We start from the raw sequence: 21,163 nt of genomic DNA, 5'->3' as shown, positions 1-21,163 counted from the left end.
CATGAGCGAAAACCCGCAGCGCCAGCCCTCCCTCTTCCTGCCCCACGGCGGCGGCCCGTGCTTTTTCATGGACTGGACCTGGGGTCCAGCCGACACCTGGCACGCCACCCAACATTTCCTTGAAGGCATCGCCGCCACGCTGCCTGCACCGCCCAAAGCCCTGCTCGTCATCAGCGGCCACTGGGAAGAGCCAGCCTTCACCGTCAGCACCGCCGCGCATCCCGAGCTGATCTTCGACTACTACGGCTTCCCGCCGCATACCTACCAGCTCACATGGCCCGCGCCGGGAAACCCCGAACTGGCGCACCGGGTAAGGGAACTCCTTCAAGCAGCCGGCCTGCCCACCGCCGAAAGCGCCACACGCGGCTACGACCACGGCGTCTTCGTGCCGCTCAAAGTAGCTTTTCCAGAGGCTCAAATTCCCGTCGTCACACTCTCGCTCGTGGAATCCCTCGACCCGGCTCTGCACATCGCCGCAGGCCGCGCCCTGGCCCCGCTGCGTGACGAAGGCGTGCTCATCCTCGGCAGCGGAATGACCTTCCACAACCTCCGCGCCTTCATGCAGCCGCAGACCCTCGGCCTCTCCCGCATCTTCGACCACTGGCTCACCGAAGCCGTCGAGCAGCCCGAACCCGCCCGCACTGCACGCCTGGCCGAATGGAGCCACGCGCCCAGCGCCGACTTCGCCCATCCCCGCGAGGAGCACTTAATTCCGCTGATGGTAGCCGCAGGCGCCGGCGGAGCAGCCCCCGGCAAGCAAATCTTCAGCGACGAGCCCATGGACGCCGCCATCAGCGCCTACCGCTTCGACGGCTGATTATTTTGTACCCAGCAACCGCTCAATCTCAAAGCCCAGCTTCTCCGGAGCCGTAGAAGGCGCAAACCGCCCCACCACCTGCCCATTCCGGCTGATAAGGAACTTCGTAAAATTCCACGGAATCCGCCCAATCCCAAACATGCCGGGCTTCTCCCGTTTCAGCCACTGGTACAGCGGGTGGGTATCCGGCCCGTTCACGTCGATTTTGGCGAACACTGGGAAGCTAACCCCAAAATTCCGCTCGCAGAACTCGGCAATCTCCGCCGCACTCCCCGGCTCCTGCTTGCCGAACTGGTTCGACGGAAAGGCCAGCACCTCAAATCCCCGGCTGCCGTACTGTTTATAAAGCTGCTCCAGGGCTGCATACTGCGGTGTAAACCCGCATTTCGAGGCCGTATTCACCACCAGCAGCACATGCCCGCGAAAGTAGGAGAGGTCCAGTGGCGTGCCGTCGAGCAGGTTTGCAGAAAAATCGTAGATAGAAGAAGCGTCTTGCATAGGCATTCTTTCTGTATGGATGCCCGTCCCGCCCCTCCAGATGCCAAACTGCAGCTACCCAGCTCTTAGCTCAGCAAGCGGGAGAGCCTGTGGTTCCCCAGTTTTCTTTACAGGCATTCACGGCCCTGAAAGCCGGGGGAACTGGGAACCAGGCTCGCACCACCTCAATTTTGCGAAAAAGCTAAGAGCGAACAGCTAAAAGCTAATAGCTCGCATCTCCCCGGTTGCCCCGCGCCATCTGGCGCGTCTAAGAACCCGAGCAGCCAGGCAATACGGGCAGCGAGAGAAACATCGCGCCGGATGGGCCAAATCTCAATCCGGTCCGATAGACTCAAGGGGTAGGCTTTTCAATGCGCTCCGGCAGGGCAGGCCCCGCGCCGGAAATGAAAAAGCCGCCAGCAGAACCAGGCGAGGGGAAATTGGGCGAGGGCAAGGTGCGTCCAATATAATCGTCTTTTCCGCCAGCGGCCGGACCAGATTTTTGTTTCGTAATGAGGGTGTGCATATTCTTCCCGTGAACTTGAAGCTAGACTCGCACGATAACGGCATGTGTCTGCCGCAGAATCCGGTTGTAACTCCGGCTGACGGCCTATTGAAGAACCGGCACATCACTTCAGCGCGCAAGGCCCACGGCCTTTTCGCACGACTCGTCGTCGTCGCCGCGCTTGTTTTTGCTGCCGCCACAAGCCACTCCGCAGCCAACTACGCCTACGCGCAGAACGCTGGCCAGACCGTCGAACAGATTCGCGTCATCGGTAACCGCCGCATTCCCAAGGAAACCATCCTTGCGCGTCTCTTCACGCACATCGGCGACACGTACGACGCCACTTCCGTCGAGCGCGACTTCAACTCGCTCTGGAACACCGGCTACTTCGAGAACCTCCGCATCGAGCGCGAAGACTCCGACAAGGGCGTCATCCTGAACGTCTACGTGCAGGAAAAGCCCACCATCCGCGACATCACCTACAAGGGCCTGAACGCCGTCTCGCAGTCCGACGTTCTCGACCGCTTCAAGAAGGAAAAGGTCTCGCTCTCCGTCGAAAGCCAGTTTGACCCCACCAAGGTAAAGCGCGCCGAAGCGGTTCTCCGCGAAATCCTCGCCGAGCACGGCCACCAGTTCTCCACCATCAAGACGGAAGTCAAGACCATTCCGCCGGCCTCCGTGCAGCTCATCTTCAACATCAAGGAAGGCCCGACGGTTAAGGTCGGCAAGATTCAGTTTGCCGGCAACCAGCACGTCAGCGCGCTGCTTCTTCGCCGCTCCATGGCCAACCTCAAGCCGGTCGGCATTCCGTACTCCATCATCTTTGAGAATCTCTTCGCCAAGACCTTCGACTCGTCCAAGCTGGAAGAAGACTCCGAGCGTGTCCGCCAGGCCTATCGCGACCGCGGCTACGCCATGGCAGCCGTCGAAGAGCCCAAGACGCAGATTCGCGACCAGGGCGGCCTCAATCTCTTCACCTTCCGCCCCAACAAGGGCAAGCGCGTCGATATCCTCATGCCCATTGAAGAGGGTGCGCGCTACCGCCTGAAGGAAATCACCTTCACCGGTAACAAGGCCGTCACCAACGTCAAGGCCCTCCGCGCCAGCTATCCCATCAAGGACGGCGACTGGTTCAGCGCCACTGCCATCGGCAAGGGCGATGAAGCCCTCAAGAAGGCCTACGGCGGCCTCGGTTACATCAACTTCGGCGCCATTCCCGAGCCCAAGTTTGACGAAACCAACCACACCGTCACCCTCAACGTCGATATCGATGAAGGCAAGCCCTTCTACGTCTCCCGCATTGAGTTCAGCGGCAACACCATCACCCGCGACAAGGTCATCCGCCGCGAGCTGATGCTCGAAGAAGGTCAGGTCTACAACTCGCAGCTCTGGGAGTACTCCCTCAACCGCCTCAACCAGCTCGAATACTTCGAGCCGCTCAAGGTGGATCAGGACTCCGAAGCGCATCAGGATACCGAAGCCGGTACCGTGGATCTGCTCCTCAAGGTCAAGGAAAAGGGCAAGAACTCCATCGGTCTGAACGGCGGCGTCAGCGGCCTTTCCGGAGCCTTCCTCGGCGTCAACTACCAGACCAACAACTTCCTCGGCTTGGGTGAAACCCTCAGCGTGCAGGGCAACCTCGGCAACGTGAACCGCCAGTTCCTCTTCGGCTTCACCGAGCCTTACGTCCGCAACCGCCCGCTGAACCTCGGCTTCCAGATCTTCGACCAGAAGCAGGACTACAACGCAGCCAAGAACTATCAGGCGACCACCGGCCTCTCGGCCAACCTGACCGCGGCGCAGCAGTCGCTGGTGCAGAACTACAACCAGGCCTCCAAGGGCGTCAACTTCTCGGTCAGCTACCCGCTCAAGCGTCACAGCTTCCAGCGCGTCGGCTTCACCTACTCGTTGACCCGCTCGTCCATCTCGGCCTTCTCCACCGCGTCGCAGAGCTTCTTCCAGACCATCAGCTTCCGGTCGGGCATTCAGGGCTCCAACGCGCTTGACGGCATCGTGAACAGCTCGGCCTCGTTCAGCTACGTGTACAACACGGTGAACAACCCGCAGCGTCCCCGTCAGGGCAAGGAATACACGGCGGTCTTCCAGTTCTCCGGCATCGGAGGCAACCTGCGTTACTTCTCGCCTGCCGTGGCCTACAAGAGCTACCACTCCATCCACTATCTCCACTTCGACCCGAACGGCCGCAACGTGCTCGCCCTGCGCGCGCAGTTGGCTTACATCCAGGGCTTCGGCGGAGACGTGGCGCCCCCGAACAACCGTTTCTACGCCGGTGGCGAAAACGAACTGCGCGGCTTTGACGTACGCGCCGCAACGCCCTACGGCTACGTGCCCAACCGCACCACCGTCCAGCTCACCAACCCGGACGGCCAGTGCGTTCCGCGTGACCCGACCCAGCCGCAGTTGAACCAGTGCATCCAGGTGCCCATCCCGGTCTACGGCGTGGCCTCCATCGGCGGCGACACCAACTTCAGCAGCAACATCGAGTACCGCATCCCCATCGCCGGTCCGGTCACCTTCTCGTTCTTCGACGACTTCGGCATGGACATGGCCCTCAATCGTGGCCAGCTCAAGCAGAGCCCTGAAGGCTTCGCTTCGCTGATTGCCCCGCTCTATGGCTGCCCGGTTTACAACAACGGCTCCTGCCAGGGCGGCATCCCCGGCTCGCAGGTGGGCTTTGTTCGCAACATCCACCCCATCTCCGGAACCAACATCGTGCCGCGCATGTCGCTCGGCGGTGAAATCTCCGCGATGATGCCCATCATCAACGCGCCCATCCGCATCTACTACGCCTACAACCCGCTCCGCCTCTACGAGCGGCCCTATTGCACCGGCATTCTCTCCACCGGAAAGAACCAGAGCTGCTCGGCGCAGTTGATTACCCGCGACATGTTCCCCGTCGGCGGCGCAGGCGACTACACCTACAACGAAGTCATCCAGGCCTACGGCGCACAGAACCTCTTCCGCGAACCGCGTAAGACCTTCCGCCTGACCGTCTCCACGACGTTCTAAAAGCAGGGAGTAGGGAATAGGGAGTAGAAAACAACAGGGCGCGGCCAAAAGCCGCGCCCTTCTTCTTTTGCTTTCAAATCTCAGCCATCAATATAGATAGGCTGGGTGCCCCAGGTCTCTCGCACTTGGGGACTTGGGATACCCACAAAACCCAGCATCAGGGCCGGGGTTTTTGCTTTCTACTCCCTATTCCCTGTTCCCTGCTCCCTGCCTTTTGCCCGCCACTCACGCATTCGATATATCCCGCAGCCGCGGACAACCGCACCGGCAGCTTCACATCATCCAGCAGCGCCGCAATCGCTTCAGCATCCTGCACCCGGTGATAGCTCCCCAATATCTTCGCAGCCGTAGCGCGCACGCCGGGGTCCTTGTCGCCCAGCGCCGCCTGCATCTCCTCGCGCACTTCTTCGTTCTTTTCCTCCGCCAGCAGATTGATCGCCTGTATCCGCGCCGAATCCGCTCCATTCTTGCGCGCATACTCAATCGCCTGCACAGAAAACCCGAACGGCCCCAGCGCCATGCCCGCCCCGGTCGTAAGCGCCAGCTTCTCCATCGCCGACTGGCTGTGCATCGTGCGCGACATATCATGAACCGCGCCATGAATCAGGCCCGCATTCGCCTTGCGCCCGCCTGCCGCAATCGCCGCCAGGATATCCTCGCCGCTCTTGTCGTTGAACTGCCGCCACAATGTCGTCGCCGCCGCAAAAACAACCTGCGGCTCAGGATCATCCAGCAGCTTCATCATCGGCGGCACCAGCACGCGCGACTTGCTATTGCCCGCCGCAAGCACCGCAGCCGTGCGCACATCTACGTTGGTGTCCTGCATCGCCGCGGCAATCAGGTTGTTCGCCCGCGCATTCGTCCCCAGGTTGCTCAACGCGCTCAGCGCCTGGATGCGGCCCTCAAAGTGCTTCGCATCCTGCGCATTGTCCGTGAGCATCTGCCAGCACAGATTCAAGCGCTCTTCAGGCGTCATCGTAGCCACGTCGTCCGGCGTAACGCCAATCGGATGGCTGTCATCCTCATCAGAAGCAGGCTTCTGCGGAGGGTTCTGCGCATACCCCAGGGCACTCAACAGCAACACAGCCAGCAATAACCGCACACCACGGCGACCAGAAAAGCCAGACGGGAATATCATTCCGGCATTGTAGGCCAATTCGCACCACGGTAGAAGCCTCGACAGTGTGCCAACCAGGCGCAACCAGCCCAAAACCCGCTTTTGCTTTCTACGCCCTATTCCCCTTGTCCCTACTCCCTTTGTTTCGCTAAAAGCGAAACAAAAACACCCCATACCCCACGCCCGCCTCTTCGCCGCTTCTCCCCATCTGGAACGCCATAAACTTCCCATCAGTAGAGACCACCGGATTCGACGACTTGTACCCCTCGTAATCGTTAAACCGAGTCAGCCGCACAAAGTCCTTCCCCGTGCCATCGAGCCTCAGCTTGTAAATATCAATGTGCATATTCCCGTGATGCCCGCCCATCTGCGCCACATGCCTGTCGCCTTCCACGCAGGTATGCAGCCCATCCGGAAAAATCCCTTCCGTCTCGTTATACGTATCCGGCGACTGCGAAAAATTCCTCACCGCCATTGTCTTCAAATCAATCCCCATCACATACGCATACTGGTCGCCCTTCGCCATATCGTGATTGTCATAGCAGGTAAAAGTCATCTTGCTGTCGTTGTCATAAAAGTCCTGGGCCTCCAGCCTGCACGAGTCCGTGTGGCTCACATAAACCACCTTGCGATTGGTGAGCGTAGGCACCGGTCCTGACAAATCCACCTCAGCGGTAACAAGGTCTGAATCCAGCGCAGGCATCCCCGGCACCTGCGCAGGCAGCTCGGAGAAAGCCACCTTATTACTAATCTTGGAAATCGCAATCCCCTCGCTCAGCTTCACGCCCATCGGCACAGCCTTCGACCCCGGCTTCTTGCTCAAAAACCAAAGCTCGTTATCCCGCGTCCGGCTCGTGTGAATGTCCGTAAAGTGCTGCGGCCCCACCAGCAGCATGTCGCCCGTCGGCAGATACATCACCCGCAAAAACGCCGTATTCGGCACATTGCACGTCAGGCACCGAATAACCCGCGTCTTCAAATCAATCACCATCGCGTCGCCAAAGCTTTTTTCCATAAACGCAATGTGCTCGTTGTCCGGCGCAATATCCGGCCTTTCGCCAAAATACGAAAGCACCTCAATATTCGGCGGCAAATGCTCCACCGGACTCCCCGGCTTCCTCTGCCCCCACCCCGCAACCCCAACAAACAACAGCCCCGCAACCAACAGAAAGCGAAAACGCATGGCAATCTCCATCGGACAGCCAAGCTACCACACCACCCACCGGCCAGTCCCCTAAGTCCCTCAGTCCCTCTCTTTAGCCTTTCCCCTGTACCCCGCACCCTGTACCCTGTTTTTTTAACCTCTTGCCCCTTTGACTCCCCCCCTCTCGCCTCCTATAATCACCCCTAAGTAAGTTCCTGCTGGGAATTGCCGTCAGAGTCTTTACCCGCCTGTACCCTACCCGGTGCATCGCCCCCCAAAAAGACCACGGAGTTTCAAAGGCAGTTCGGGGATGTCCTATGCCCGTTCGCCCTCCCGCAGGGGCTCTAAGAAGGAGTTTCTTATCCGCATGAAGCGTATTTCCGCTATCGCCGCCGTTCTTGGCGCCGCCCTCGTCTCCGGTGCCGCCGTGAACGTGAATGCCCAAACCGCCGCCGCCCCGGCCTCCGCCAAGGTTGCCGTCATTGCCTTCCAGGCCGCCGTCTTCCAGACCAACGAGTTCCAGCGTGACCTCGGCGACGTGCAGAAGAAGTTTGAGCCCCAGCGCAGCCAGCTCCAGACGCTGAGCACGGAGATCGACACGCTTACCAAGCAGCTCCAGGCACAGGGCGCCAACCTCTCTGATGCCGAGCGCAACAACCGCGCCAAGACCATCGACGACAAGAAGAAGCAGGCCCAGCGCCTCGGCGAAGACGCCAATAACGACTACCAGCAGGCTCTCCAGGAGACCTTCGGCAAGATTGCCCAGAAGGTTGACCAGCTCCTCCTCGACTACGCCAAGACCAACGGCTACACGCTCGTAATCGATGCTTCGCAGTCCGAGCAGCAGGCTCCGCTCGTGCTCTACGCGGCGCAGTCGGTGGACATCACCAAGGCCGTTCTCGATGCCTACAACACCAAGTCCGGTGTTCCGGCTCCTCCGACCCCGGCTCCTTCGGCTCCCGCGCCGACCGCCCACCCGGCGGCCAAGCCGTCCGGCAAGTAACAAGGACGCGGTCCCAAATCCCAAACCCCGCCCGGCGTAAGCCCGGCGGGGTTTGCTCTTTCCCGCAAAAAGCACGTTCCTATCCAGTCCAGATACATCCAATCCATCAAGTGAGGTGCATGGATGCCACCGGAGAGCCAGGTAAAGATTCTTGCCCAGTCCGCCACGGCAGACGGCTTTGTCTTTCAGCACCGCAAGGACTCCGAAGGTGTGCTGGACGTGCCGGGGCTGGACAGGGTTCTTCTCAGCGTGCATCTTGGAGCGCCTGCGCTCATGAGCTGCCGCCGCGATGGCCGCCAGTTTCGCGGAACCGCCGTGCACGGCGATATGGACATCATCCCGGCACAGACGCCTGCCCGCTGGCAGATGCACGATGCCAATGACGCCAGCCTTCTGCTCGTTCTGCCGGAGAGCACTCTGCGAGCCGCAGCCAACGAGCTTGAACTGAATGGCGCGCAACTTGAAATGCGCAACCGCTTCCAGGTGCGTGACCGCGAGTTGGAGTCGCTGAGCTGGGCCATCAAGCGCGAAATGGAGCTGAACTTTCCCTCCGGGCGGCTATATCTGGAAGGGCTGACCGCGGCGCTCGCCTCTCGTCTCGTCACGCAGCACAGCTCGCTGGCAAAAGAGCTTTCCTCTGCGGGCCAGCAACTCGGCGGCCATCGCCTCAAGCGCGTCCTGTCTTTTATTGAAGAAAATCTCGGCGAAGATTTATCTCTCAGCCAGGTTGCTGCCATTGCCGGCGTAGGCGCAACGCACATCAAGGCGACTTTTCGTAAAGCCACTGGTTTGTCTGTCCATCAATATGTAATCCAGCGCCGCGTAGAGCGCGCCAAGGCGCTGCTGATGCACGACCATCTGTCCATGGTTGAGATAGCGCAGCAGGCAGGCTTTGCGCATCAGAGCCACATGGCGCGCCACATGCAGCGCCTCATGGGCGTACCTCCGCGAGTCATGAAGCGTCTGCTTCAGGAAGCCTCATCGGCAACTTAATTTGAGTGTCCGTTTGTGCTCAAATGCGGCGGAAAATGCGCGCATCAAGAATGGTTCCCCCGCCATACTGGCTGCATGAACACTCACCCATCAAGCCCTCTTAGTCTCAATCGCAGACGTTTTCTTGAAGCAGCCTCAGCAACGTTGGCCACTGCTGCGTTGCGCCCGCTGGGATTCGCAAAACAGTCTCATCCCAAAATTGATTCCGCCTGGTACCACGCACATCGCCGCTATGCAAACCTGCCAATGTGCCGCACGGCGTATGTAGAACACGGCCACGGACCCGCCGCCCTCTTCCTCCATGGATACCCGCTGAACAGCTATCAGTGGCGCGGCTCTCTTGAGCGCCTGCATACGCATCGCCGCTGCATCGCGCCAGACGTCATGGGCCTCGGCTACACGCAGGTTCCGCAGCAGCAGGCAATCACGCCGGAAACGCAGGTCGAAATGCTCGCAGCCTTGCTTGACGCTCTCAGAATCGACAGCGTCGATCTCATCGCCAACGATAGTGGCGGACTTGTCTCCCAGTTGTTTGTGGCGCGGCATCCGGAGCGCGTGCGCACACTGCTCCTCACCAACTGTGATGTGGATGAAAACAACCCACCCGCGGGCTTTCTCCTCTTCGCCGAGCTGGCAAAGAAAGGCCTGTTTGTAGAGAAGGTCATCGTTCCCGAAGTCAAAGACAAGAACATTGCGCGCTCTCCCAAGGGCTTGGGGGGATTGACGTATACCTGGCCCGAGCGCTTCTCCGACGAAACAATCGAGACCTATCTGCAGCCTCTCGTGGAAAGCCCGCTCAGAAAAGCGCAGGCAGATGCCTACGCCGCCGCCCTGGCAACCAATGTCCTGGTACCGGTTCGCGAGCAGTTGCGTGCATGGAAAGGCCCGGCCCGCATGGTGTGGGGATTGAAAGACACCCTGTTTCCCGTAAAGTGGGCCGACTGGCTGGATAAGACATTGCCCGGCTCGCGCGGCGTCCGGCGTATTGAGGAAGCGAACCTCTTCTTTCCCGAGGAGATGCCGGATTTGATTGCAGAAGAAGCCTTGCACCTGTGGAGCCCGGCGGTGTAGCCGGGCAGGCTTGCATATATGTAAATCGTGGCGCGTTCGCGTTGACCCTCATTTCCCCGGCTCTCTATAATCCACTTAGCTCGTTTAGGTTCCTGCTGGCGTTTCCGTACGCGTCTTTTCCTGTTTGGTGGCATGCTCAAAAGAGCTGCAGCCCGCTCCAGAAACAGACGAAAGGGGTTCCCGCAATAGGTTCTTGGCGTGCTTACGCACCCACAGATAGGCGCGTCCAAACAGGAGCCCTGTAAGGAGTTTTCGACCGAATGAAGCGTTTTGCCGTTGCCGCCCTGCTCGCCTCGGGCATTATTTCCAGTCAGGCATTTTCCGCCGCAGCACAAACCCCTGCCGCCAGCGCTCCCGCTGTCACTCCCACCGGCTCCAGCAAAATCGCTGTCATTGCCTTCCAGATTGCCGTTGGCCGCACCAATGAGTTCCAGCGCGCCATGATCGACATTCAAAAGAAGTGGGAGCCCAGGCAGGCGCAGCTCAAGACCCAGGGCGACGAAATCGAGAACCAGACCAAGCAGCTTCAGGCGCAGCAGGCCACCCTCAGCGACGCCGAGCGCGAATCCCGTGCCAAGGCTCTCGAAGACAAGCGCAAAACCTTCCAGCGCAGCTTTGAAGACGCCCGCGACGGCTACCAGCAGGAAGTCCAGACCCTCCTCAGCAACACCGCCACCAAGGTCTATGACGTTCTGGCCGACTACGCCCAGAAGAACGGCTACACCCTGGTGCTGGACCAGTCTCCGCAAACCAGCCCCATCCTCTACGCCATCGAGGCGACTGACATCACCAAGGCCGTCACCGATGCCTACAACGTAAAATCAGGCATCTCCGCGCCTCCGCAGACGGTCGAAGCGCCCCTCCCCGGACCGCAGGCCAAACCGGCAGCGCCCAGGCCAGCGGCTCCCAAACACTAGTCCGCCAGCGGCAGTTTTTAAGCAATTTTTCGCAGACTGAAAACACAAGCGGCCAGCCCTCAAAAGCTGGCCGTTTTTCATATCCTCATCTGTGGAAAAAAATGTGCAAAAACTTGTGCGCGCCTTCTGGCTTTTCTATCAATTTGCTCTTGTCAACCCGGAAGGGCTTCTGCTAGAAGCTCTAACTCTTTATTTTTCTATGAATAACACGGCAGTGTACAGAACTTGCACACCGCCGTGGGCAAATCCGCCGCTTCCAGCGCATTTCAGGGCTTTCCACAGACGACCATGAATGCTCTGTGACATCCCAATCTGGAAACATGTCCTGTTTTGGCCTGATTTCGGCTTATTTTTGAGCGTCTTCGCCCACGCGAAGCACTGCCAGAAAGGCCTCCTGCGGAATGTCCACCTTGCCGATACGTTTCATCCGCTTTTTGCCCTCTTTCTGTTTTTCGAGCAGTTTCCGCTTTCTCGATATGTCACCACCGTAACATTTCGCCAAAACATTTTTGCGCAAAGCTGCGACAGTCTCGCGGGCCACAATCTTCGACCCAATCGCCGCCTGGATAGCCACCTCAAACTGCTGCCGTGGAATCAGCTCCCGCATCTTCGCCACCAGCGCCTTGCCACGCTCGTAAGCAAAATCCCGGTGCACGATAATCGACAGCGCATCCACAGGTTCGCCGGAAACGAGAATGTCCATCTTCACCATCGGCGAATCCCACCACCCGGCCAACTGGTAGTCCAGCGAAGCATATCCGCGTGAAACCGACTTCAGCCGGTCATAGAAATCGAGAACAATCTCATTCAGCGGAAGCTCGTACGTCAGCATCACCCGCGTAGGCGTCGCATATTCAAAATTGAGTTGCTTGCCGCGCTTCTCTTCCACCAGCTTCAGAATTCCGCCAACATATTCCTCATTGGTAAGAATCTGCGCCTTGATTACGGGCTCCAGGATCTTCTCAATGCTCGTAGGGTCCGGCCACCGCGAAGGATTATCGACCGCAAGCTCCGAGCCATCCGTCAACGTAATCATGTACTGCACGCCCGGCGCAGTGGTAATCAAGTCCAGCTCATACTCGCGTTCGAGACGTTCCTGAATAATCTCCATGTGCAGCAGCCCAAGAAAGCCGCAGCGAAAGCCAAAGCCCAGCGCTGCAGAACTTTCCGGCTCAAAGAAGAACGAGGAATCATTCAGCCGCAGCTTCTCCAGCGCATCGCGCAACAGCGTGTGCTCATGCGAGTCCACGGTGTACAGCCCCGAGAAGACCATCGGCTTCAGTTCTTCAAAGCCAGCCAACTGCTCAGTAGCCGGAACAGCATCGTCAGTAACCGTATCGCCAATCTTCGTATCGCCCAGGTTCTTAATGGTGGCCACAAAGAAGCCAACTTCGCCGGCGCTGAGCACGCCAATCTCCACCGGCTTCGGTGTCAGCACGCCCATCGATTCCACATCGAAGACCTTCCCATTCGACATGAAGCGAATCCGCTGCCCCTTCTTCATCGTGCCCTGCATCACGCGAACAAGCACAATCACACCGCGATACGCGTCAAACCACGAATCGAAAATCAGCGCCTGCAACGGAGCTTTCGGATCACCCGTCGGCGGAGGCAGCCGCTTCACAATCGCTTCCAGCACATCGTCCACGCCCAGGCCCGTCTTCGCGCTAACGGGAATCGCATCCGTAGCGTCCAACCCCACAGCCTGCTCAATCGCTTCCTGCGTGCGCAGAATATCGGCGGAAGGCAAATCAATCTTGTTGATGACCGGAATAATCTCAAGCCCGTGATTGATGGCGAGATATGCATTCGCCAGCGTCTGCGCTTCCACGCCCTGGCTCGCATCCACAACCAGCAGCGCGCCCTCGCACGAAGCCAGCGACCGCGACACTTCATAACTGAAGTCCACATGCCCCGGAGTATCAATCAAGTTCAACTGATACGTGTTACCGTCCTTGGCCTTGTACATCATGCGCACGGCATGGGCTTTAATCGTGATGCCGCGCTCGCGCTCAAGGTCCATGGCGTCCAGCACCTGGGCCTGCATCTCGCGCTGGCTCAGCGCGCCGGTCATTTCAAGCAGACGGTCGCTGAGCGTCGATTTTCCATGATCGATGTGGGCAATAATTGCGAAGTTGCGTAAAAAGCGTGATTCCATTCGAAGCGTGTGACTCGTATTTTCCCGCAGGTGTATTAAGCGGAGAGGTGATGAAACAATGCGGCATTACCGCATCAGGAAATCTGAGACTCGCAGGGAACGAAAGTGCCGAAATATGCTTTTCCCATGCGTATTTCGTACAAAGAGCCTCATCGCATAGCTTATCATCGGCGTAGGCTCTTGAAGGGTACGGGCTTCAGCCCGTACATCGAAGCAAGTAAGAAATCGCGGGGCTTTAGCCCCTGGGGCATGCGCTTTTCAACAAAAGCACATACCAACGAAATGAATGATATGGATAAGCGGCACAGAAACGCATGAAGGGTATTTTTTCGAGCAGAATTTACTGTGCCGGGCTTGCAGCCGTTCTAGCTGTCTCCGGCTCGTCGCCACTTTCCGCAAATCTCTTCGCGCAGCAGCCGCTTTCCAATCAGGCGCAGCACCAGCAGCGCCTTCAGCAGCTCATCCAGCAGGTCAATGAGGCCTACGCCTCCGGCGACGCCAACTATCGCAAAGGCCGCCTGCCGGAAGCCAAGGCCGACTTCGACCGCGCCGTTGACCTCATGCTCTCCAGCGGCTTCGACCTCAAAAATGAGCCCGCCCTGCAAGCCGTCTTTGACCGCATCGTAGACAACGTCAACTCTCTCGAAATGGAAGCCCTCAAGCAGGGCAACGGCTTCGCGCCTTCCAATGAAGAGACTCCTGCGAATGTTGCTGGCGACGTAACCTTTGGCTCCGTAGACCCCAACCTCGTTGCGAAAGCAAAATCACAGCTCGCCACCACCAAGTCCGATCTTCCGCTCGTCGTTAACGACTACGTGGCAACCTACATCAACTTCTTCGCCAACACGCAAAAAGGCCACAACACGCTGCTGCACGCTTTTCAGCGCGGTGGCCGCTATCGCAACATGATTCAGCGCGTCATGGCAGAAGAAGGCGCTCCGCAGGACCTCATCTATCTCGCCGTTGCCGAGTCAGGCTTCAATCCCAAGGCCATCGGTCCCATGACCAGGTTCGGAACCAGGGCGGGCGGCATGTGGCAGTTCATGCCGTCAGGCGAATACGGCCTCGTCCGCAACAGCTATGTGGACGAGCGCTTCGATCCGGAGAAATCCACGCGTGCCTTTGCGCGCTACATCAAGTTCATCTACGGCGAGCTGGGCGACTGGTATCTTTCCATGGCCGGTTATAACTGGGGCACGGGCAATATTCAGCACGCCGTGCAGAAGACCGGCTATGCCGACTTCTGGGAGCTCTACCGGCGCAACAATCTTCCCGTTGAAACCAAGAACTACGTGCCGGAAATTCTCGCCGCCATCATCATCGCGAATAACCCCCGGCAATACGGCTTCGACGAAATCACTCTCGATCCGCCAATCCTGACCGATACAGTTACGGTGAACTCTTCCATTGACCTGCGTCTCATCTCCGATATCGTCAATGCGCCCATCGATGAGATACAGGCTTTGAACCCGAGCCTTCTGCGCAACGTCACGCCGCCCGACGATTCTTTCGATCTTCACTTGCCCGCAGGCACGGCCACGTTGTTCCAGCAGCGCATCGCCCGCGTGCCCGAGTCCAAGCGCACCTCATGGCGTTATCACCGCGTCGTTGCTGGCGATACGCTGGAGTCCGTCGCGCAGAGCTATCGCGTCAATGCGGATGACCTTGCCGTTGCCAACCAGTTGCAGCCCGGCCAGAACCTTGCAAGTGTGGAAGCACTCGTCGTGCCCACCGAGCCAACCGTAGAACGCTCCTCGCATGAAACGCTCTACACCGCGCGTCGTGGCGACACGCTGGTCTCTATCGCAGACAGGTTCGGCATCTCGCTCGCGCAACTGCGCCGCTGGAACGGCATTCGCTCCGGCACCAGCGTTGCAGCGGGCCGCAAGCTGCATGTAACCGAGCCCGCAGCGCGCGCAACACGCGGAGGCAAGCATCGTCGCAGTGCTGCTGCATCCAGTGAGAGTGATGACGAAAGACCGCGTAAAGGCAGCGCAAAACGCAGCCGCAGCAGCGCGCATACAACCTCGCACACATCCTCTGCTTCGAACCGAAGTGGGAAGGCTCCGAGGAAGAGGCGAAAATAATCGCAAGGTAGCTCACTTCATACTTGTCATTTAGTGGTGTTTGCGTGCAAGCTATTGCATGAATGGCTCACGCATGAGAGATGAGCCAGAGATTCAGGTACAGCGCGGAGCGCTGGAGGCAATGCGATGGATGAAGTGTTGAAGATGTACGCCGCGAGCGACGGCTTCGAAGACTCTGAACCCGCGGAACTCTTTCCTGAGAACGACGAGCCGCTGGAAGAAGACGACGAGGAGGAGATTCTCATCCCCAGTGAATTTACTTCTTCCGATGATGACGATATTTCGGTAGTCGAAGAAATCACCGTAGTGGAAGTTATTCCTTCCATTCCCATACCGCCTCCTGCTCCTGCCAAGGCCGCGCCTGCAAAGAAGGCTGCGAAGAAAGCAGTGAAGAAGGCGATCAAAAAAGCTGCGAAAAAATCCCCCGCGAAGAAGGCTGCAAAGAAGGCTGCAAAGAAGACTGCGGTAAAGAAAGCCGCAAAGAAGGCCCCCGCGAAAAAAGCTGTGGCAAAGAAGGCCGCTTTGAAGAAAGCCGCCAAGGTCGCAAAGAAGGCGATCAAGAAAGCCGCAAAGAAATCCGCCCCGAAGAAAGTCAGCACTGGCGCTAAGGGCGGAACGACCAAGGCCAAAAAGGCCGCGGTCAAAACCCGCGCCAGCAAATCCACCAAACGAGGTAATACCGTGGCAACTAAGAAAGCTGTTAAGAAGGCCGTTAAGAAGGCTGTGAAGAAGGCCCCTGCAAAGAAGGCCGTTAAGAAGGCTGTGAAGAAGGCCGTCAAGAAGGCCCCTGCAAAGAAGGCTGCGAAGAAGAAGTAACTTTCGTAGTTCGGCAACAGTAGTACCAAGGCAAGCAAAAGAGCCCGCCAACCCGGCGGGCTCTTTTGCGTCTGTACTCGCCAAATTTCGTGGAGCTTTAGCCCTTGGGGCATGCTTTCAATCGGAATGCGCCGTATACACGAACCATAATCCCGCACACAAAAAACAGCCTCGATACAATCGAGGCTGTTTTTGTTACTCAACCATCTCAGGCACTCCGCAACAGCAAAAACTGTAACCTGTCACCTGAGACCAGTAATCTGCGTTTCTACTTCTTCAACTCCGCAAGCGCATCCAGAACTTCCTGCGACGACTGCGCCGGGTCAACCTTCGTCCAGACCTTCGCAATCTTGCCCTGCGGATCAATCAGGAAGGTGTTGCGCTGCGCCATCGCCGTGCCGTTCCAACCACCCAGCGAGCCATAGCTCTCCACTACCTTGTGGTCGCTGTCAGACAGCAGGTGGAAGGTCAGCGAATCCTTCGCGCAGAACTGCTTGTGGCTGTCCACGGAGTCCACGCTCACGCCAAGAATCACCGCACCGGCAGCGTTGAACTTCTCCAGGTCGCGCTGAAAGTTGTGCGCCTCAATCGTGCAGCCCTGCGTCATGTCCTTGGGATAGAAGTAGAGCACCACCCACTTGCCCTTCAGGCTGTCGAGCGAGATAGGCGTGCCATCCTGCGAAGGCAGGCTGAACGTCGGAGCCGCGGAACCCACAGCCGGTTGGTCAGCTGCATGCGCAGCCACGGTAGCGCCAGAGAAAACAAGCAGTGCGGCGCAAAGCGAGAGAAGAGACTTTTTCATGAGGAGACCTCCAGCATTACAAATCGATTTTTCAAAGCCAAACGGCAGTATTGTCCGCTGCGTTCTCTAGTATCCTCGCGGAACCGCCACAATTGCAATGCCTGCCCGGTCTGCACTTGTCAAAAGATTGTCACGGTCAAAAAGCAGCGTCCGCTCCGCTTCAATCGAAAGGCACGTAGCCCCCGCGCGAATCATTGTTTCAATGGTATGAATCCCAATCACCGGCACATCAAAACGCATATCCTGCTTCGGCTTAGCCACCTTCACCACGGTAAGCCGGCGCTCAAGCGTGGAAGCAGGCTCACCAGACTCTTCCTCCATCGACCGCATCAGCTCACCCGCACGCACAATCGTAGCGTCCGTTCCTTCCATCGCTTCCACGGCAACGCAAGCCTGCGCAGCCACAACCACGGTCTGCCCAATGTCGAACCCCGCCACACCACGCGCCACGCCAAGGCCATACTCAATGTCCTTGCGCTCATTCTCGTCGGGTCCGCGTGCAGTCAGCACGCCTTCCTGCGCCAGCAGCGGCTCCAGAAACGTAGTGGAGCTAATCAGCTCAATCCCTTCATCGCCCAACACCTTCGCAACCGCACCCAGCAGCATGTCGGTGTTCCGCGTGCGCAGATTCATCAGCAGCTTCGCCAGTCGCCAATCCGGACGAATGCTGGAGAAAATCTGCTTATGCTTCACCTGCCCGGCCATCACAGCCTGTGTGACGTTTTCTTTGTGAAAGGTATCAATGAGCTTTGACAATTCGCCCAGCCCAAGCCAGTGAACCGTAATGCCACTGTCTTTCGCAGCCCGCTCTTCAATCTCCGGCTCAGTCTCCTGCTTAATCGCAGCCACAACCACGGGCTGCCCCGCAGCCCTTGCCGCATCCAGCAACAAAAACGGAAACCGCCCATTGCCGGCAATCAGCCCCAGCTTCATTGTTTACTTGATAACTCCGCGCTGGCTGCGCTCAATAAACTCGGCCAGAACAGCCGCATCCTCACCCTTCAGTTCGCGAATCTTCTCAATCGCCTGTGTTGTATTCAGCTTCGACGCCAGCAGCAGCCGGTAAGCCTTCTGCAGCGTAGCCAGCCGCTCCGCGGAAAACCCGCGCCGCGACAACCCAACCTTGTTAATGCCAAACGCCTTGTTCTCGCGGCGGGAAGAGGTAAGCGAAAACGGCAGCACGTCCTGCGTCACAATCGTTCCGCCGCCGATGAACGCATACTGCCCCACCGTGCAGAACTGGTGCACCGGGCTGAACGCGCCCACGCTCGCATAGTCCTCAATCGTCACATGCCCTGCCAGCGTTGCGGAGTTCGCAAGAATGCAATGGCTGCCCACCTGGCTGTCATGCCCAATGTGCACATACGCCATCAGCAAATTGTGCGAGCCCACCTTCGTCACGCCGCCGCCCTTCGTCGTCCCGCGGCTAATCGTCACGCACTCGCGAATCGTATTGTTGTCGCCAATCACCGTCTCCGTCGGCTCGCCCGCATACTTCAAATCCTGCGGAGAAACGCCAATCGAAGTGAACGGATAAATCGTATTCTTCGCGCCGATATGCGTGCGCCCATCCACCACCACATGCGAAATCAGCGTGCAGCCTTCGCCCAGCACAACCTCAGGCCCAATCGTGCAATACGGCCCCACCACGCACGACTCCGGCACCTCCGCGCCGGGCGCAATCAGCGCACTGGGATGAATATGGCTCATTCGCCTGCCTCGGTACTCGTGTTTTCCGTTGGTCGCGGAACAATCATGCACGTCAGCGTAGCCTCGCAGGCCAGCTTGCCGTCCACATAAGCACGTCCCAGCATGCGCCCAGCCCGCGTGCGAAAGTTCAGCACGTCCACCTCAATGCGCAACTGGTCTCCCGGCACCACCTGCTGCCGAAACTTCGCGCCGTCAATGCCCGTAAACATCGCCAGCTTCTTCTCGCGGTCCGGAATCTCGCTCAGCATCAGCACCGCGCCGGCCTGCGCCATCGCCTCAATCACCAGCACGCCCGGCATCACCGGCGCTCCCGGAAAGTGCCCCGTGAAATGCGGCTCATTGATGGTCACGTTCTTAATCGCCACCACGCGCTTGGCGCGTTCAAACTCCACAATCCGGTCAATCAGCAAAAAAGGGTAGCGATGTGGCAGGAAACCCAGGATCGCCTGGATGTCAAAGGTCATTCTCAAGACTCCGAAAACGCGTGCTAGGAAAGGGAAGCGTCCGAATAAGGATTATAAAGGACTTGGAGTGGCGGCCTCATCAACGCCATTCCCGCAGCGCCCACAGCTACACCAAAGTACCGAGCCAGCACGATAGAAAACAACCGCTGCGGAGAAAGCCGCTGAGAAAACGGGGTGCCCCCGGTCCCTGGCATTTGGGGACCGGGGATACCCATACCGTCCGCTCTCCCACCACCAGGCTAAAAGCTAAGAGCTAGCAGCTAAAAGCTCCTCCCCACCCCACTATTTCGTCCTTTTAATCCTGCCCGCCGCCGCATCCACATTCCAAAAATCCGCATCCAGCGTCTCGTTATATGTCACGCGATCAATAAAAAACTGCCGCACCATCTCATCGTTCTTCCATCGCGTGATCGTATAAGGCGTCGGAAACCCCTGCACCGAATGGTAGTCGTCATACTCTTCAATGTCGGTGTTCTTGTCTTTGTAGACCGGGTCGCGCCACTGAAACGACCGCTTCAGCGGAAGATGTGTCTGCACGTCGGTCAAAATCGTAATCGCCTCATTGTCCGCCGAAATCAACGTCACCTGCTCCGCCAGATGCCGCTCCGCCAGGTGCTGCCCCTCATACACAAGAATCGTCTTCGGGTCATGCAGCCAAACCTTCACCGCTGTCTCAATCGAGTGGTCACGCCGTCGCAAAAACTCATCCACCTGCTCCTGCGGAATCGCCTTCTTGCCGCGATACGTAACCTCCCACCCCTCGCGCCCATTGAAAAACTGCACATAGTCGCGATGCTTCGTCACATCCATGCGGTCATGGTCCGGCCAGCTATGAAACTCAAAAACCTCCGTAGTCCCCGCATCAGGATTCCCATGAAAAAACGCCGCAATATGCCCATGCTGCTCGCGGTTCTGAATATTGAGCCAGGCCTGCCCGCCCAGCGCCGTTACCATCGCATCCAGCACCGCCCGAGCCTGCTTCGCATTCTTCGCAGCCTCGTCATCCTGCGCCCGCAGCCCCGCCGCTGCAAAAACACAAACCAAAGCCAGCAAAACAATCCGGCGCATCAATCGCATCTCCATATCTCTATTAGCCGACTAAAACCGCCCCGCCGTTTACATTCAAAACCTCGCCGCTGATAAATCCCGCATACGGCGTGCAAAGAAACAGCACCGGCCCGGCAATCTCCATCGGAGTCCCCGCGCGTCCCACCGGAATCAGCGCCTTCGCCTTCGGCCCCATCACCGGATCCTCCAGCGTTCCCGCCGACATCTCCGTCAGCACCCATCCCGGAGCCACGCAGTTCACGCGAATCCCCTTCGCCGCAAGCTCGCTCGACAGACTTTTGGTGAGACTAATCAGCGCGCCCTTCGTCACCGCATAGTCCGCATGGTTCGCCTCGCCTCGCTGCCCGGCAGTGGAGCTAATCAGCACAACATGCCCCGCCGCGCCCGCCGCATCCGGCCCCTGCCGCTCCATCTGCGCCACAGCCCCTTGCACCAGCCCAAACACGGAGTCCAGGTTCACATCCATCGTCCGCCGCCACTGCGCCTCATCCATCTGCGCAATCGGCGCATCATGCGGAGGCCACACCCCATGATTGACCACAAGAATATCCAGCCGCCCCAGCGCCGCAACAGTTTTTTCCACCAGCGCACGCCCCTCAGCCGGCGAGCTCAGCTCCTGCTCAATCGCCACACAGGAATCAGCCCCACACTCCGCCACCAGCGCATCGGCCCGGTCTTTAGCCCGCCGATAATTGAACGCAACCCGTGCCCCCGCCTGCGCAAACAACCGCACCGTCTCCGCACCAATCCCACGCGAACCGCCAGTAATCAGCGCCGCCTTACCTTCCAAAATAAGAGGAACAGCCATAGGCCAAAACTAAAGGCTCAAACCGCACAGAGTAAAGCCGCCACAAAACCGGGTGCTCACAGCCTGCTTCCAAAGCGGCATTTTCCAATCCAGAAACGTATCCCGGAATCCCTCCGAAACCCACTCACGGAAGGGAATCTCCGAGTTTCCTTTGTAAAAAAAATCGTTCAGGATAA

At 58.5% G+C, this 21,163-nt stretch carries 18 protein-coding genes; 8 read left to right on the top strand and 10 right to left on the bottom strand.

Annotated features, from left to right (window positions below; translation table 11 throughout):
• Window position 1 precedes the first annotated feature (1 nt).
• Window positions 2-817, top strand: a complete 816-nt coding sequence (locus AC5S3R_RS03670) for a DODA-type extradiol aromatic ring-opening family dioxygenase (protein WP_494265331.1) — start codon at window positions 2-4, stop codon at window positions 815-817.
• Here AC5S3R_RS03670 and AC5S3R_RS03665 read toward each other — a convergent pair whose 3' ends face one another.
• A complete protein-coding gene (locus tag AC5S3R_RS03665) occupies window positions 818-1,315 on the bottom strand; it encodes a glutathione peroxidase (RefSeq protein ID WP_494265329.1) in 498 nt (165 codons plus the stop codon).
• Window positions 1,316-1,829: 514 nt separating this feature from the next.
• Between AC5S3R_RS03665 and bamA the strand changes: the two genes are divergently transcribed.
• On the top strand, window positions 1,830-4,829 hold the full coding sequence (gene bamA / locus AC5S3R_RS03660; RefSeq protein ID WP_494265327.1) for an outer membrane protein assembly factor BamA: 3,000 nt from the start codon (window positions 1,830-1,832) through the stop codon (window positions 4,827-4,829).
• A 157-nt stretch (window positions 4,830-4,986) separates the two neighbouring features.
• Here the strand turns inward: bamA and AC5S3R_RS03655 are convergent, their stop codons facing one another.
• Window positions 4,987-5,967 carry a HEAT repeat domain-containing protein gene (locus tag AC5S3R_RS03655; RefSeq protein ID WP_494265326.1) on the bottom strand — a complete coding sequence of 327 codons (981 nt, stop codon included), beginning with the start codon at window positions 5,965-5,967 and terminating at the stop codon, window positions 4,987-4,989.
• A gap of 127 nt (window positions 5,968-6,094) precedes the next feature.
• Entirely contained in the window at window positions 6,095-7,129 is a 1,035-nt protein-coding gene (locus AC5S3R_RS03650) for a TolB-like translocation protein (RefSeq protein ID WP_494265324.1), read from the bottom strand.
• A gap of 328 nt (window positions 7,130-7,457) precedes the next feature.
• On the opposite strand from AC5S3R_RS03650, the gene AC5S3R_RS03645 reads away from it, so the two are divergent.
• From AC5S3R_RS03645 to AC5S3R_RS03630, 4 genes are all read left to right on the top strand, one after another.
• Window positions 7,458-8,093 (top strand): OmpH/Skp family outer membrane protein, encoded by a 636-nt coding sequence (locus AC5S3R_RS03645; RefSeq protein ID WP_494265322.1) that lies wholly within the window; start codon window positions 7,458-7,460, stop codon window positions 8,091-8,093.
• Window positions 8,094-8,216: 123 nt separating this feature from the next.
• On the top strand, window positions 8,217-9,086 hold the full coding sequence (locus AC5S3R_RS03640; RefSeq protein ID WP_494265321.1) for a helix-turn-helix domain-containing protein: 870 nt from the start codon (window positions 8,217-8,219) through the stop codon (window positions 9,084-9,086).
• Window positions 9,087-9,230: 144 nt separating this feature from the next.
• A complete protein-coding gene (locus tag AC5S3R_RS03635; RefSeq protein WP_494265320.1) occupies window positions 9,231-10,157 on the top strand; it encodes an alpha/beta fold hydrolase in 927 nt (308 codons plus the stop codon).
• Between the two features lie 260 nt (window positions 10,158-10,417).
• Window positions 10,418-11,074, top strand: coding sequence for an OmpH/Skp family outer membrane protein (locus AC5S3R_RS03630; RefSeq protein ID WP_494265318.1), 657 nt, complete (start codon window positions 10,418-10,420; stop codon window positions 11,072-11,074).
• Window positions 11,075-11,420: 346 nt separating this feature from the next.
• On the opposite strand, the gene lepA is transcribed toward AC5S3R_RS03630, so the two are convergent.
• Complete coding sequence (gene lepA / locus AC5S3R_RS03625) at window positions 11,421-13,232, bottom strand: translation elongation factor 4 (protein WP_494265316.1); 1,812 nt, start codon at window positions 13,230-13,232, stop codon at window positions 11,421-11,423.
• Window positions 13,233-13,546: 314 nt separating this feature from the next.
• Between lepA and AC5S3R_RS03620 the strand changes: the two genes are divergently transcribed.
• Complete coding sequence (locus AC5S3R_RS03620; protein WP_494265312.1) at window positions 13,547-15,319, top strand: lytic transglycosylase domain-containing protein; 1,773 nt, start codon at window positions 13,547-13,549, stop codon at window positions 15,317-15,319.
• 126 nt (window positions 15,320-15,445) lie between these two features.
• Complete coding sequence (locus AC5S3R_RS03615; RefSeq protein ID WP_494265311.1) at window positions 15,446-16,135, top strand: hypothetical protein; 690 nt, start codon at window positions 15,446-15,448, stop codon at window positions 16,133-16,135.
• Between the two features lie 268 nt (window positions 16,136-16,403).
• On the opposite strand, the gene AC5S3R_RS03610 is transcribed toward AC5S3R_RS03615, so the two are convergent.
• From AC5S3R_RS03610 to AC5S3R_RS03585, 6 genes are all read right to left on the bottom strand, one after another.
• Window positions 16,404-16,937, bottom strand: a complete 534-nt coding sequence (locus AC5S3R_RS03610) for a peroxiredoxin (protein WP_494265309.1) — start codon at window positions 16,935-16,937, stop codon at window positions 16,404-16,406.
• A gap of 66 nt (window positions 16,938-17,003) precedes the next feature.
• Entirely contained in the window at window positions 17,004-17,870 is an 867-nt protein-coding gene (locus tag AC5S3R_RS03605; protein ID WP_494265306.1) for an LpxI family protein, read from the bottom strand.
• Between the two features lie 3 nt (window positions 17,871-17,873).
• Entirely contained in the window at window positions 17,874-18,647 is a 774-nt protein-coding gene (gene lpxA, locus AC5S3R_RS03600) for an acyl-ACP--UDP-N-acetylglucosamine O-acyltransferase (protein ID WP_494265304.1), read from the bottom strand.
• Window positions 18,644-19,111 carry a 3-hydroxyacyl-ACP dehydratase FabZ gene (gene fabZ, locus AC5S3R_RS03595; protein WP_494265303.1) on the bottom strand — a complete coding sequence of 156 codons (468 nt, stop codon included), beginning with the start codon at window positions 19,109-19,111 and terminating at the stop codon, window positions 18,644-18,646. Before fabZ ends, lpxA begins: the two co-directional genes overlap by 4 nt.
• Before the next feature lie 282 nt (window positions 19,112-19,393).
• The gene (locus tag AC5S3R_RS03590; protein ID WP_494265302.1) at window positions 19,394-20,179 is read right to left on the bottom strand and encodes a hypothetical protein; all 786 of its coding nucleotides are present in this window, start codon (window positions 20,177-20,179) and stop codon (window positions 19,394-19,396) included.
• Between the two features lie 22 nt (window positions 20,180-20,201).
• On the bottom strand, window positions 20,202-20,987 hold the full coding sequence (locus tag AC5S3R_RS03585; RefSeq protein ID WP_494265301.1) for an SDR family NAD(P)-dependent oxidoreductase: 786 nt from the start codon (window positions 20,985-20,987) through the stop codon (window positions 20,202-20,204).
• Between the last annotated feature and the right edge of the window lie 176 nt (window positions 20,988-21,163).

This window comes from Occallatibacter sp. FHG110214_02 (assembly GCF_059115385.1).
This window is presented reverse-complemented; position numbering and strand designations above follow the sequence as displayed.